The 15,613-nt window shown below is 44.4% G+C and carries 8 protein-coding genes; 6 read left to right on the top strand and 2 right to left on the bottom strand.

Going from position 1 to position 15,613, the window contains the following annotated elements; all coding sequences use genetic code 11:
• Positions 1-231: 231 nt before the first annotated feature.
• The 6 genes from ASG85_RS27315 (at position 232) to ASG85_RS27290 (ending at position 7,937) form a co-directional block, all read left to right on the top strand.
• Positions 232-1,044 (top strand): MOSC domain-containing protein, encoded by an 813-nt coding sequence (locus tag ASG85_RS27315; protein WP_060648334.1) that lies wholly within the window; start codon positions 232-234, stop codon positions 1,042-1,044.
• 231 nt (positions 1,045-1,275) lie between these two features.
• Positions 1,276-2,520, top strand: a complete 1,245-nt coding sequence (locus ASG85_RS27310; protein WP_235550235.1) for an MFS transporter — start codon at positions 1,276-1,278, stop codon at positions 2,518-2,520.
• Between the two features lie 246 nt (positions 2,521-2,766).
• Complete coding sequence (locus ASG85_RS27305; protein WP_060648333.1) at positions 2,767-4,218, top strand: spore germination protein; 1,452 nt, start codon at positions 2,767-2,769, stop codon at positions 4,216-4,218.
• Positions 4,219-4,241: 23 nt separating this feature from the next.
• Positions 4,242-5,330 carry a GerAB/ArcD/ProY family transporter gene (locus ASG85_RS27300; protein ID WP_060648332.1) on the top strand — a complete coding sequence of 363 codons (1,089 nt, stop codon included), beginning with the start codon at positions 4,242-4,244 and terminating at the stop codon, positions 5,328-5,330.
• Entirely contained in the window at positions 5,255-6,403 is a 1,149-nt protein-coding gene (locus tag ASG85_RS27295) for a Ger(x)C family spore germination protein (RefSeq protein ID WP_082588248.1), read from the top strand. The genes ASG85_RS27300 and ASG85_RS27295 overlap by 76 nt, the downstream gene beginning before the upstream one ends.
• A gap of 760 nt (positions 6,404-7,163) precedes the next feature.
• Entirely contained in the window at positions 7,164-7,937 is a 774-nt protein-coding gene (locus ASG85_RS27290; RefSeq protein ID WP_082588247.1) for a dihydrodipicolinate synthase family protein, read from the top strand.
• Between the two features lie 395 nt (positions 7,938-8,332).
• Here ASG85_RS27290 and ASG85_RS39645 read toward each other — a convergent pair whose 3' ends face one another.
• Entirely contained in the window at positions 8,333-11,302 is a 2,970-nt protein-coding gene (locus ASG85_RS39645; RefSeq protein ID WP_060648329.1) for a S8 family serine peptidase, read from the bottom strand.
• A 67-nt stretch (positions 11,303-11,369) separates the two neighbouring features.
• The gene (locus ASG85_RS27280) at positions 11,370-14,843 is read right to left on the bottom strand and encodes a S8 family serine peptidase (protein WP_060648328.1); all 3,474 of its coding nucleotides are present in this window, start codon (positions 14,841-14,843) and stop codon (positions 11,370-11,372) included.
• Positions 14,844-15,613: the final 770 nt, after the last annotated feature.

The raw sequence follows: 15,613 nt of genomic DNA, 5'->3' as shown, positions 1-15,613 counted from the left end.
TGCTGAAAAAAGACATAGACGGTGAGCTACCAAAATCACCCGAGTAAGCCATTGCGAAACAGAACAGAACAGTAGATCGATTTATTTCATCTATTAATAAGATCGAAAAAACGGTATTGATATATGTCTTGAATAAAATTAAAGTTAAGAAAACAAAGTATGCAGGTTCAGATATAGTGGAATGATTAGTGTGAAATGGGGAGAATTATCAGTTTTAAGGAGATGTTACAAATGAGTCAGCCTACTGTAGTATCGTTGTGGAGATATCCCGTTAAATCCATGATGGGCGAAGAATTAAATGCAACCGATATCACAGAAAAAGGAGTTGTTGGAGATCGTAAGTTTGCGTTAATTGATACATCAACAGGTAAACTTGCGAATGCCAAGAATCCCTTAAAATGGCCGAACATGTTCGATTATCGGGCTGCCTATGTTGAACCGCCTCAAGATCCAGCGAAGCTTCCTGTGGTTAGAATCACTTTTCCCGATGGCAGTTGGGGTGTGACAACAGATGGAGACTTAAATCAAAGGCTGACGGACGAACTTTCCAGGCCGGTCAAAATAGCCGCGCTTTCATCTGAAACTGAAGATGTTCAATTTGAGGGATATATACCTGACATTGAAGGGCTAAACAATCGGAATACCATTTTTACACGCAGTTCTCCGGAAGGAACTTTCTATGATATTGGTATCATTCACTTATTAACAACGGCAAGTCTAAACAAATTGAGGGAGCTTATCCCGGAAAGCCGGATTGAGGTTAAACGCTTCAGGACCAATATTGTAATCAATGTACCGGATGAAGAAGGATTTGTTGAAAACAGTTGGATTGGCAAAGATATACGAATAGGCGATGAAGTTGTGCTTCAAGTTACGCAACCTTGTATCCGATGCATTATGACAACCTTGTCTCAAGGAGATCTGCCTAATGACCCATCAGTCTTGCGGGCAGCAGTCAAGCATAATAAGGGAGCCATGGGAGTTTATGCGAAGGTGATCCAAACAGGTCGAATTCGTCGTGGAGATAAAATAGTAATTGAATAGAACAGCCATTCATGGAATCGGCATAATGCCATAGATAAGCTATTAAATAAAAAAGTCCAATGGCTAAAGTCAATTAGCTCATTGGGCTTTTTTGCGTTGGAATTACTCCGGATGAAGCAGCTTCGTTTTCTTATCAGAAGCCTCGTAAGCGGACAGTATAGATGATAATAATCCGGGGAAACGTAATTCTAGCCTTCAAGGATATGATCCGTTGGGTGTAAGTGGTTAACATTGAATTATGAAACTAACTGCAAAGCATGGAAGCTGAATTGTTTAAAGAAAGAAGGGATCAGCGTCGAGAAAGAAAGATTATGGAGTCGGGATTTCGTAACGATAAGTTTAAGTCATTTTTTTATCTTCATGACTTTTTATATTTTAGTCGTGACCTTGCCGCAATTTGTACTCGATGAGCTACATGGGAGTAAGCAAAGCATTGGACTTGTTATCACGTTTTTTGTCATTACTGCGGTCATTTCCAGACCTTTAACCGGAAAGTGGTTAGAAGAGATAAATAGACGAAAACTTTTAATTATTTCCTTAATTATTTCTACATTATGTAGTTTATCGTATATATGGATTGACAACTATTCTGTCCTACTCGTATTGCGGTTTATTCATGGTTTTGCTTTTGGGATGGTGACTACATCCACTTCAGCCATTGTTCTGGATACTATCCCTGAACATCGGAAAGGAGAGGGAGTTGGCTATTTTAGTTTGTTTATGAGTCTCGCGATGGTCATTGGGCCTTTTGTAGGCCTATGGATAACCACGCACACTAGCTATGGAGTCATGTTCTTTGCGGTTGTTGTATTTTCGCTGCTGTCCTTATTGTTCGGGATGCTTACAAGCTTCCCGAAGTACGTGAACCATTCAACATCAAACGCAGTTGTCAAAGGGTTTCGACGTTACATTGAGACGTCGGCGATACCCATTTCTATAGCCGGTTTTTTTCTTGCGTTTTCTTATGGTGCCTTATCTACATTTATCTCCGTATACGCCAAAACGCTTGGGCTGGAGCGCATTGCAAGCTACTTTTTTGTCATACTCGCATTGATGATCCTTCTAACTCGACCCTTTACCGGGCGATTGTTCGATCGAAAAGGAGAGCATGTCCTTGCTTATCCAGGAATGATCTTATTCATTTTCGGGATGATCTGGTTAAGCCAAGCTTATTCGGCACCTGTATTTCTTATTACGTCAGGAATTATTGGGCTCGGATATGGTGCTATCTTTCCTAGCTTTATGACCATTGCGGTTAAAGCTTCACCCGGTCATCGTAGAGGAATCGCTATCAGTACGTTTTTAGTGTTTTTTGACTCAGGGTATGGAATAGGCTCCTATTTGCTCGGTATTCTTGCAGCAAAGACAAACTATCACATGATGTACCTTATAGGCGGATTTATCATGATTTTAACTCTTGTAATCTATTACTTATTCCATCATCGGAGGCAGACAAATGGAAAGACTTCAATCTGAAATGTAGTTTAGTTTTTGCACTGCAATTTAAGCCGTAGGAAAAGACCAATAGATGTTGGTCTTTTTTTGTAGTCAATAGCTTACGGAATCGCGGCACGGAACTGAGAACGGTGTTCATGGATGAATCTAAATCGGCGCCGATCCTTTGTGAAGTAATGTAGAGTAATCATAATAGTCCGTATAGTTGTCCGCTGCAAGAGAGAAAATAAATCGAATTTAAAAATCAGGAAAGAATTGTGATTAATAATGAAATCAGTACCTCAAGTATGGAAAGAGCTTAATGAATCATCCGATTTTTTTTATTTCTATCACAAAACCAACACGGAGCCTTTTTTCATTGGCTATTTTAAATCACTTACTGAGTCAAAGGTCTTGCACGAACATATCCTTGGTACCTTGAGTAAAGATTCGGATGTTTCTTTGGATGATTTGTACAAGTTGATCCCGGTTGCCGAAAAAGAAATGTCCTCCGATTGGAATTACATTCGAAATAAATTATTACGTGGATATGTAGCCATACAACATGGTCATCAAAATACAAATTGCCTATTGATCAATGCCGTTTTATCAAAGGGTCGCGACGTAACAAAACCCGAAATCGAATTTAACGTGGAAGGACCGAAAGAAGCCTTTGTTGAATCGCTGGACACCAATCTTAACCTGATCCGCAAGCGAATTCCCATTCCCAAGTTAAGAATAAAAGAGATCATTGTAGGTAGTGTGTCCGAGTCGAGAGTGGCCATTTGTTACATGGATGGAATTACGAATGAACAATATGTAAATACATGTATCCAGCGTTTAGAGAACTTACAATTCGATATGGTGTCAGATATAACCTTGGTTCAACAAATGATCGAAGATAATTCAAACTCCATCTTTCCTCAGTTGCTTGGGACCGAAAGGACGGATCGCGTTGCTTGGAGTTTAACAATGGGGCAGGTTTGTATTTTGGTTGACGGGTCCCCGACTGCGATTCTAGGACCTGTTACCTTGGGATTATTTTTCACCTCCTATGAAGATTATTTTCTGCCATGGATCATCGGCTCTATCATTCGGTTGATCCGCATTATTTCTGTTGTGTTTTCCGTCTTGGCCTCATCCGTATATGTTGCTGTTATGACATATCACGGTCACGGTATTTCAAATATTTTTTTGCCCACGATTATTTCCTCCAGGATAAATGTACCTTTTCCTCCTGTTGTGGAAGTGCTCATTATGGAGCTTGTCATTGAACTATTACGGGAAGCAGGTGCTAGATTACCTACCAAAATCGGACAAACAATCGGTATTGTTGGGGGTATCGTACTCGGTACCGCGGCTGTTGAAGCCGCTCTGACCAGCAACTTTTTATTAATCATTGTGGCGTTGTCGGCTATGGCTTCTTTCACAACTCCCGTTTATCGCATGAGTACAACAATACGTATTCTTCGGTTTCCGTTTATTATCGCAGCACAAGTATGGGGATTATTAGGTATTTTCATTTGTGCCCTTGCTGTTATTACCCATTTGTTGCGATTAACTTCTCTCGGGATGCCTTACCTAGTTCCTTTTTATCCTTTTCGGATTTCAAACCTGTACGATACGGTAATACGTCCTCCATTTTCAAAATTTCATCATCGACCAGGTTTTTTCAGAACGAAAAATCCAGTAAGATTCGATAAGAGAAATGCAAACTTAAAAAAAGACATCGACGAATGATTCAGTTTTGGGAGTGAAAATAGTTGAATTCAACAGTTAATGAAAGGTATACCGTATCACCCTATCTGATTTTCGTTGTGATTCAATCGATGCAGTTCGGGTTAGGATTTCTGTCCATGGCGATCAAGCCTATTCAATTGGCCGGCCAAGATGCCTGGGTTTCCGTCCTCCTTTGCGCAATCATTATACATGTCGTCATATATATGATTTATCGAATTCTCAACGATAATGAGGCGGACCTTATACATATCCATCAACAGTTTTTCGGAAAATGGGCGGGTGGTGGTCTTAACCTTATCTTTATCGGATATTTCCTGCTGAATTCTACTTATCAAATTCGGCATTTTATTGAAGTTATACAAGTATGGATATTTCCTGATATGAAAACTTGGCCGCTGGCTTTAGTTTTACTCTTGCTTACGTATTACATGGTTGCAGGAGGATTTCGGGTTATCGTGGGTATCTGTTTGCTTAGCTTAATAAACAATATTCTTTTTTTATCCATGTTTTTTACGGCACCATTTCTTCATTTTAATAATTTATCGCCCATAATGGATCATTCGCCAAGCGATATCATCAAAGCAACAAAGGAATTGACCTTTTCTTATATGGGCGTGGAGATGCTATTTTTTTGTTACACATTCATTAAAACACCAAAAAAGTCGCAAAGGTGGGCACATTGGGCAATTATAGCCATGACAACGATTTATCTTGTCGAAATTATCTATTCAGTGTTACTGTTCAAAACCGAGCAATTATCAACCGAAATTTGGCCGGCATTATCGAAATATAAATTTATTCAATTTCCTTTCATTGAACATTTTGAATTTATCGGTGCATCTGCAACGGTATTACGGTTATTTCCTATCGTATGCTTATGTCTTTGGGCTTCAAGCCGAATGATGAAGTTAATGTTCACTATAAAACAATTGACAGTCTTGCCGATATTTTTGATTCTGATTTTCACTGCCGTATGTTTGATTCCAGATCGAAACAGTATTGAAGTTGTTCAAACGTGGTTATCAAAGATCGGATTATGCATTATTTATGTGTATATCCCATTTATGTACATACTCGATATAGTCAGAATGAAAGTGAGAAGAACGGTATGAGTCGGGTTTTATTCGGACTACTGGCTGCCTGCTTATTGTTAACAGGATGTGTGAAACAACAAATTTTGGATAGAATAAATCTTTTTATTGTCTCTGCATTCGATGAGTCAACAAAGAATCAAATCGAAATTACGTTGGCAGTGCCCAAGTTTCAATCCGGAAAACCCGGTTCTGTTTCAACCGAGTTGTTCTCAAAAGTGGGTCATACAAGCTTGGGTATCAGAGAATTAATGAGTATGCAGTTAGATCGGCCCCTGAATCCAGGGAAACTTTCTGTGGTTTTGTATGGAAAAGATATGGCAGCAAATGGGCTGGCAAAAGAATTGGATGTGTTTTTGCGCAATGCTTTTTTTTCGCGCAGAATGTACTTGGCCGTTGTCGATGGAAGCGCAAAGAAACTGTTGGAAGAAAACTTCAGTTCAAAAGAAGAAAAAGGGATGTTTTTGTACAATTTACTCGATACAACTACACGTAAGGGGCTTCTTCCAAGCCAAAATCTTCACGAATTCGAATATTCCCTTATAGGTAAAGGAATGGACCCGTTTTTGCCGCTCCTTAAATTGCAAAACGGTCAAGTAATGATTTCGGGTACAGCATTATTCAAGAATGATAAGTATGTAGTATCCCTGAATGAAAAACAATCGCGGCTCATGAAACTGCTTCTTACTAATATGAATCACGGTACCATTGAGGTAAAGCTTGACGATGAGTCTTACCTTGCAGTGGAGAACATCGGGTCAAAAGTGAGTTATCGAATCAATCCAGATCCGAAAAGTCCAAATGTGATGATCAACCTTGTCTTAAACGCTAAAATTAGAGATGCAAGGGAGGTTCGTCTTCCAAAACAAGAGCTTCAAAGAATCAAAGATAGTTTAGAAAATGATCTTCACACAACCGGATTGGATCTAATAAAGTTGTTTAAAAAAGAAGGGATCGATCCACTCGGTTTAGGGGATTTCGTAAGGAGTAAAACACGAAATTGGAATGAAGAAGAATGGAAAAAAGTTTATCCAACGATGAACGTGAGTTTATATGTAAAGGTGAATCTCACGGAAACGGGGATCAAGAAATAGAGCACCCTTGATTAAGAAGATGAAAGCTAAAAAACACTAAGTTTCCAAGTATTATCATTGGCACCTTAGTGTTTTTTTGTATGCTAAGACATACGACGCTTTGTCATATAGCTGCCATTATTGATTAGGATAAAAATCACTGCTCCTTTTTGTCTTTACCGCTAAAGTAAACGATAACAACTCTGTATTACAATAAAGACATCAAATGAGTTAACAACAATCTGAAGCCTAGGTATATAGAGGCTGGGGGGGATTATTGTGGATGCTGAGCGTTTTGGTTTAGGGTTACAAAATAATGTCGAGAAACCGCAGTGACGGCTGGGATACAGTAACATTAAATCGTTGTTTTCTATCAAAACCTTTTACTGCCAATTCTGTGCAGTAGGAGCTTTTTTGCATAGGAGCTTTTATCTTCTCATACAAAATAAAGGTTCCAAAGAAAAAAGTTCTTTGGGACGAGCGTCCGAGCGCCCATTTCGGGAGTATTTGGGCAATTGAAAAAGAGAGCTAATGTAAATCATGGCTCTCTTTTTCTCTTACCAAATCATAGGAGATATATGAAACATAATGCACATGCTTCCTACTTACACCGCAGTGTGGAAGAAAAATGAGACATAGGCGGAAAAATGGAACATACCCTGGAAGCGCTAAAATGGTTCATGATATGGCAATTTGGTGATGTTCATCACTTTCGCGAGGCGCTTATACTGAGGTTGCGCAGTCGAGCAAATCCCTGAACAGGGAGGTGTACTAATATGATATGACTAAGGGGCATGACCGTCATTCGAACGGATGTAAGAACATCGTGAAATCAAGGAGTGAGGCAACTGTGGATCCGTTAACAATGCGCGGCATTATTACGGTTTTGAACACCCCGTTCACAATACAGAACGAGCTTGACGAGGCTTCGCTACGGCGGAATGTCCGGTTGGCGCTGGACGCGGGAGTAGTGGGCTTTCTCGTGCCCGGTCTGGCTGCGGAACTGTATCACCTGACGCCAGAGGAAAGGCTGCGTATGACCCAGGTTGTGGTGGAGGAAGCAGGCGGACGTGTTCCTGTCATCGGAGGAGCAACAGCGGCTTCTCCTGTTGAAAGGTTGAAGTATGCAGAACAATTCATCGGACTTGGGTGTGCTGGAATCCTTGTGAATATTCCGTATCAGGACGACGGGCAATACGAGCGGGATGTGCGGGAGATTGCCGGTGTTAATCCTGACTTTTTGATGCTGCAAGACTGGGATCATTCCGGTTTCGGTGTGCCTGTTCCGCTAATCGCCAAGCTGTTCCGCGAGATTGAGTCGTTCCGCAGCTATAAAATCGAGGTGGTTCCAGCAGGTGTAAAGTACAGTCAGGTCCTGGAAGCGACGGGCGGCGATCTGCATGTTGCTGGAGGATGGGCCGTGACACAGTTTATTGAGGGCTTGGACCGTGGGATTCATGCCTTTATGCCTACTGGCATGCATGAAGGTCTGAGTTTTGCTATGCGGACATACAAGACCATCTTTATGCTTCTGCTCGGCTCTCGTTTTCCATAATCATCTAATGAGTCGGTAAGTTTTTTTAATTCCTTCAAATCTCACGGGTCAATCATCTCCGTGGTCCGGATCGCGGGGGCATATGACTCCGGAGATGATTTTGCCGCCGGTTATGCTGCCTCGAGCGAGGCGCCTGATCTTGCTTTCGGCCGCTTTGCTGCGCTAACGAACGCATCTTGTCAATTGTAAGACATTGACCGAAAATGGTGGTAAGGGTTTGGGTGGAAGTTGTCTTGGCTCTCGTGAAAAACCCCCTTGCAACGGCGAAATGAAGTCCGCCGTCGCAAGGGGGTTTTTCATGACGAGGATTGTATGGCATCCTCCAATCGGAATTAACGATTCTACAAGTTCGTCTCCCAATGCGTTTTAATCGGACCGACAGGTCCCCGACCCGATTATGGAGAAGGAGTTACAGACTCGGTAGAACTGTCTTGGACGAATATCGATTTGAAAATAGCGGTTTGGTCTTCTAATTCTCCCGTCTCTGGATTGAAACTATTGGCGATAATACCCAGGTTATAGTTGCCATCCGTAAGCTGCTTGATCACGTTGTCTCCTTCTGGTGATAAATACTCATCAACATACGTTCCGTCAAAGTCGGGAATCGTAATCTTTCCGGCAGGGAGATAGTTGAGTTTCTCCGTATCATCTTTTACCTCAATGTCGTTGATATACGAAACATAGCCAAGGAATTTTTCATCCAACCCGTACAGGCCAATAAGGATGTAGTTCACGGTGTTGGAATGGAGCGTAAAGGAAATATCCACGGGCTTATCGGAAGTTACCGTATTATTCGACAGTTTAATATCTTGAATCGCAAAGCTGTTATTCGCGGAATCGTCCTCTCCTACGTGTATTACGAAAGGCAGATGCAAAGGCGGAATGCCGGATTTGGCATTCGTGAGAAGAACTTCACCCTCATAGACGCCCGGCGGGGCTTTCGCTTTCGTTTTCGCCGTCAACGTCAGTCGATGCCTGTCGTACGGCCCGACGGTGATTTTGTTCGAATTACCGGTATCAAGCCCGTCCAGCGTCACCTTGATGTCTTTCACGTTCGGCGTAGGAATCGCACGGGTCGGATCCGGATCGGATGTCACTTTCAAATGCATCACGACTTGGGCCGTGTATGTCAGCGAGCCGCCTGACGTATTTTTGAGCTGCAACGGTTTCGACGCCTCGGAACCTGCTTGAATCATGCCGAAGCTTAAGTTGGGCGCTTCGCTGTCCATCGTAATGGGATTATATTGGTTATCGTAAATCGTGATCTTGTCGAGCGCTTGCAGAATAGCGGGTGTTTTCAGGGCGTTGACGATGTTCACACGTCCCGATCCTTGCGAATAGACATCGTACATGGTGCCATCTTTATTGATTTCGTCTGCGGTGTTCGCCAGAGCCGCGCGAACGTCGGCCGGCGACCAATCCTGGTGCTTTTCTTTCACCAACAAGGCGAGACCCGCAACGTGCGGCGATGCCATGCTGGTTCCGCTCTCTCTGGCGTAGGCGTGTTCATAGCTTTGACTAGGATTCACTTTCCCGTAAGCGGGGAAAGTCGAGTAAATGTTAACGCCAGGCGCGCTGACATCCGGCTTGATGCCGTAATTGCCGTCGGAGTTCGGGCCGCGCGAGCTGAACTCCGCAACCGTATCGCCTTTGAGCTGGATTACTTTAATGTCAGAAGCGAATGTAAACTGCAAGGTGCCCCACATTTGTAGCTGGCGGGCGATCGAGCGACCCAGTTGTCCTGGCATATCGATGAGCGGAATGTAATCATGACCGTCGCCGAGAGCAGCAATGGAGCCGATCGGGCCATTGCGTCCGGGAATGTTATCGTCAAGATTGGGAACGGAAACACCGTTTTCTACTTTGTCAATACCGTTGAAAATAATGATCGCTTTGGCGCCCATCTTTTTTGCGGTTTTGACTTTTTCCTCGAAGGAGATGAGTCCCCGAGAGATGAACACGATTTTATCCTTAAACATGGTAGGATCTGAAGTATAGTCCGTCTCTCTTCCCAAGCCGACATAGACGGCTTCCACAGGTTTCGTTCCGAAGATGGAGCCGAAGACCGTTTGGCCGGATTGCCAAGCGACAAGTCTTAGGAGGTTCGACTGGGCTAAGACCGAATCCTTGACCGACACTTCATATTGCACGCTTGGGCTGGTGGCCGCAGCGACGGAGATCGCAAGCTGCGCAGAAGCGGGAGAGCCCATGGAATAATAGTAGTGGCCCGAGCTGCCGTCGTTTCCGTTGGCCACTACGGCGATGACGCCTGCCAGCACGGCATTGTTTACGGCAATCGAATCCGGAGAGTTGGCGTCTTTGGCCAAGGCGCTTCCCAAAGACAAGTTGATGACGTCCATATGATCTTCTACGGCATGCTCAATGCCGTTGATGATTTGGGCCGACGTCCCGGTAGGCGCTTCGGCTGTGTAATCGTCATCCTTCACTCCCAAAACTTTGTACGAGTGCAGTTCAGCCTCGTAGGCAACGCCTTTCTGATTGAAATCGCCGGTTACGTTTACCGCTCTGCCGACGATGGTTCCCGAAACGTGCGTGCCGTGCGCGGAACCGGCATAGCCGCCAAAGTAGCCTCGCGGGAGATCCTCATAAGGATCCAGATCTTGGTTAAAAGAGTCATAGCCGTAAACTGGACCGTTTGAACCTTGTTGGAACGCGCCCTTCAAATCCGGATGAGCGTAATCCACGCCGGTGTCGAGGACGCCCACCTTTAGTCCTTTTCCTGTAAAGCCCATTTCCCATGCTTTGTCCACACCGATCTGTTTCAGCGGAACCATATCATTCTTGTCAAGGGTTTCGGAAGCGAGGGAATCTGGTTCGGAAATCGGGTGATAGATGAGGTTGGGATGGATCGCCTGAACCCCCGGGATTTTAGCCAATTTCTGAATTTGATTGGCGTTCACCGTCACTTCCATTCCGTTCAATACGGTATCGAACTTGTAATTAACGGAGAGGTCGATGCCTTGCGCTTTGGCGGCGACCAAAAATGCCGTTTGTTCATCGGCGACCTTCTCCTGCGTGAACTCTTGGGCCAACATGCGGTTGCCTTGCTTGGCGGCATAAATGCCGACAGCAGCAGGTTGTACGCTCAGACGGACGATGACTTTGATTTTTTTCGACGAAGAAGTGTCGATGCCCGGTGCGATGAAGGCGCTTGCATCCGGTTTGGAATTTTTGTCCGCGATACGCTGTAAGGAGGCTTCCAGCAGTCGCTTTTGCAAGCTTTTCAGGTTATCCGACTGGGAAGATTGAGCAGGGCCGGCAGCAAAAACGCTTTGGCCCGCAAGGCTTCCGATGATTACGGAAGCGGTAAGAATAGCGATCGTTTTTTTAAATGATTTGATCAAGTTCAGTACCTCATTTCGAACAGGATAGTCATCTTGTCTAAGCGGCTGAGAGTGAGAGTGCCGAAAATCAGTTCAGCACGTTGATCGCGTCGATCGTGACGATTTGGCCGGAAGAGCTGGCATTTCGATCTCCGATATTTACGACTTTGATTGTGTGAATGCCCCAGTTAAGCTTATCTGACGTAAATACCGGAACTTGGTATTGAATGGACATGCTATACAAATCTACCGTCTTAACCGGATTGCCGTCGATAAAGATTTGCGCTTTCCCGCGATTACTGCCTGTGTTGGACATCAGCGTTACGCGGGTTCCGGTAAAGACGAACTCTGCCGCACTATTCTTCGACGACGTAAATCTCTCATTGCCTTTTGTAAATCTTGAACCGAACATCGTACCCCATGCGCCGTTATAACTTACGTTGATATCGCTCGATGCAATCAAGTTCGAGACGACGAAGGCATCGACGTTAATCCACGAGCCTTTGGCTGCCGAATCATGCTGGCCGGTCCATTGGATTTTGATCGTATGACGTCCCGCAGGCAGCCATTTCTTGAAAAGCGATTGATGATGCAATACGGTCGTGCTATAGAGCGACGGCGAAGCTACTTTGACATCGTCGATATACACATCGGCAATCCCCTGACTCGGGTTTTTGGTACCGATCCATTCGATCAGGTTTCCTTTGAAGCCGAACTCCACGCTGCCTTCGGATTGAATCTGTTTGATCGTTCCGCCCGAAAACGGTGAATCCGAAAGGGTTGACCAATTTCCGTTAAAGCGAAGGGCGGGATTCGAATCTTGGAACGTACCCCATTGGTTGCCTGTCGTTACACTTAGCTTATAGCTGCCTGAGCCGGCCGTTGCCATGACATTGACGTAATATGTCCCCGCAGCCGGTACAGTGTACACGATTTCTTCCTTCGAACTGCCAGGAGACTTGGACACCCCTACTAATCCATTTTTGGTAGAAATGGTTGTGGCAGCAGGACCGAATAAAGCAAGGTCGAAGTCAATAGTTGCTCCGCCCGAGAGGGAGAGGGTGATGGTCTCGCCTGCCTTCAGGTCGAGGGCGTAGACAGCATTCTTTCTATTGCCCGCGCCAAACGTCTTTCCGTTGGAGTCAAGCGTCCCGCTTGTCATGGAATCTTGCAGCGGCGTGCCTGGGATGTCGGTGTCCCAAAGGGCCCGGAAAGCGTTGATCATCCTGCCGCTTACGGTGATGTTGCTCAAGGAGCTAAGCGGCGTGCCGCTGTTCATTAACCGGCTCTTCACTTCACCGGCGCTCATCGAGGGGTTATAGCTCCATACGAGAGCAGCCACGCCCGCAGCGTTAGCAGCCGCGAAAGGAGTACCCGTTTTATACCGGTAATAGCCTTCCGGATATTCCAGGTTGATCTTCGTAATCGAAGGATCGCTAGACACGGTTAAGTCGAAGAAAGCATTAATACTTGTTAGGTAATAGGGTTGAATACCAGGTTTCGTTCTGTAATCATAAATTGTATTTTCTACCGGGAGAATGGTGCCGGTATCATGATCGAAGCCGGTCTGCCCTTGTTGGACGAGATGCAGCGTCTTCGTTACGAAATCGGAATCTTTAATGTGATCGATCGCATTCTGACCGGATAGGAGCAGATGACCGCCGCCGTTCAAGTAAGCCGTCAAGTTCCGTTGATCTGAATCCAATAAAAAGTTGGGATTTTCGGTCTCGAGAGTTCCCGTAGACCAAATGACAACATCGTATTTATTGAGCGTAGCTAAATCAGGTCCCACTTGAGCTTGAGTGTCCGTCTCAAACAAAGAGTAGCCGTCATATCCGCCATCGTGAAGCAAGTTCTTATAAACGTTCTTCACTCTTGTCGTTTCGTCGACTCCATCTTCATCGTAGACAAGGCCGGTTACGCTGACATTGGCAGCACTTGTACTAAATGGACCAATCCCAAAGTTCCCGGTGATATTGTCTTGTACAAGAAGGATGTCCGTTTTCCCGTTACCGTCGCGGTCTTGATTCAAATAGTTCATGGCCGTATCGAACATATCTTGTCGCTGCTTCGGATCATAAACGATTTTCGGATCATCCGCATTAAAGCCTTTGATCGGCACTTGCTCGAAGCCCATGCCGTTATAGATCGCTTTGTATGTTCCATTGTTAATCTCTGCGGCAAAACCGATCCGTTGGTCGGGGGATGCAGCAGCAACATAATCTCCCGGCGCAGCCACATCTACAGACTGTTTGCCGTAGCCGGCGAATTCTGCCAAATTTCCGCCTCTGTCGACGGCGGTCACGTTCAGAACGTTTCCGAACTTGAAAGAGCCCGGATAGGTCGGAAAGATATCCGTATTGGCTCTATCATGATAAAATTGATCGCCCGCGCCCGTCACGAAGAGCATGGACGAATTTTTGACCGCTTCGCGCAACGATTCGCTGTAATAACTGCTCGTGGCGCCGAAAACGGCAATCTTTGCGCCCTTGTTCTGCGCATACTCAATCGCTTTGATCGCATCTTCAATCGTTCCGCCTTGTTCATCCGTAACGAATTTGAGCGGCATCACTTTCACATTCGGCGCAATGCCCGTGATCCCGGTGTTGTTCATCTTAGCCGCGATGATGCTGGCGAGCCAAGTGCCTGCGTAATCGGTATATTTATCGGAAGTATCGAACAATGTGTTGTCGTTATGGAAGAAATCCCAACCGTACACATCGTCGACAACGCCGTTGCCGTCATCGTCCGCACGGTTACCGGCGATTTCTTTGGCATTGATCCAAATATTATCCTTCAGATCGGGCAGATTCGTATCGACACCCGAACCGATCAAGGCCACGATAAGGTCGTTGCTGCCTTTCGTAAGGGCCCAAGCTTCGGGTGCGTCCATATCGATGTCGGGTGTGCCGCCGGGAGCATTTCCATTCAGGGTCTGACCTTGGTTATTCAGCGACCATTGATCCTGGTAAAGTGGGTCGTTAGGAGTGATCGGGTCAGGCGCATTGTTGTATTCTTTCGCGTATTTAGTGATCGCCTGATTCACTTCGACGGCTTTTATGGTTTCGGGTGAATGCAAGTAATCGACTTTATTCTTGATATTATCGGATTTGATATTAGGGGATTGCACGTAATAATCGGGCTCGGCGTACAGAACATCCGGATTGGCGGATAGTTCTTCGACCACGCTTTTTACATCCGCTCCGCCCGAGAGGTTCCATACCTCGGCTTGGATAAGCGAAAGTGGCTTAACGCTCACAATTTTGTCTTTCATCGCGCTCAATAGCGATTCGTGAGATTTCGTACTAGATTTGTATTTTACAATAACACGGTTCGGTGCAAATGCTGCGGGATCCATCGAAGTTGTTGTTGATACCTTACTGGTTGGATATTGCGCTTGATCGGTTGCGACTGTGGCTGAACCCATACCGAAAGCGGGTTGAACCGTGCCTAGCAAGCAAAACATAGACACGATCATAATGAAAAGCTTTCTTTCTTGCCGTCTCAAGGCTGTCACGTCCTTTATAGTAAATATATACGCTTGCACTTCAATCGAACCCATAAAACATTAGAACTCCATTCTCATATTCATTGATCACGCTGCTATATCGTTATTTTTACACTCTATCACCTACTCTCTCGTAATGATTGCGTTTTCATTTTGTGGATTTTGCGCAATATAGTTTGGGTGTCTCAAAATATAATTCTATATTTAATTTAAATTAACATTATGTAGTTTGTGTGTATTCATCGTTATTTTTTTAATAAAAGAAAAAAATCCGCATTTCATTTCATGTATTGTTAGTAACATTCACATCTCGTAATCCATCATTAACAAAAGAGGTACTCTTTGCATCCTCTCTTCTAGGAATAGTACACACTGAAGTTAACTGAGGCAGTACACAGGAAATACACATCCTTCAAATAAAATCAATTTTGAATATGAGAGCGAGGTTGTAGGGCGGAGGGCTCAATCGGTCAAATGGATGGCTTTCTCGCGTGCAATGGCATATTAGGCTATAAGTTTGAGGTAAATAGATGAAAGAACTCTTTTTCCTTGTTCTTAGGTATGTTCATGGTAGGACAAACTCTATTCTACGCAAAGGGTTCCAGATGGATAAGCTGGTTCTGTTTGGTTATGCGCTAACGTATTTTTGAAAATTTGGATCGTTTATTTCATTTACAAAAATATCATATAATTCTTTTTTGTATAAAATAATTATGTATAGGTATTTTTGCCCATTTGCAAATATATACAATCTGGCTCATGCCGCTTGAATAAACGAATTAGAATCACATTGGGTTTTTTCTAAATATAGACATAGTGAACTA

The organism is Paenibacillus sp. Soil724D2, assembly GCF_001427935.1.
Taxonomy (GTDB): Bacteria; Bacillota; Bacilli; order Paenibacillales; family NBRC-103111; genus Paenibacillus_E.
The sequence above is the reverse complement of the archived record's forward strand: the minus strand, read 5'-3'. Positions and strand labels throughout refer to the sequence as shown.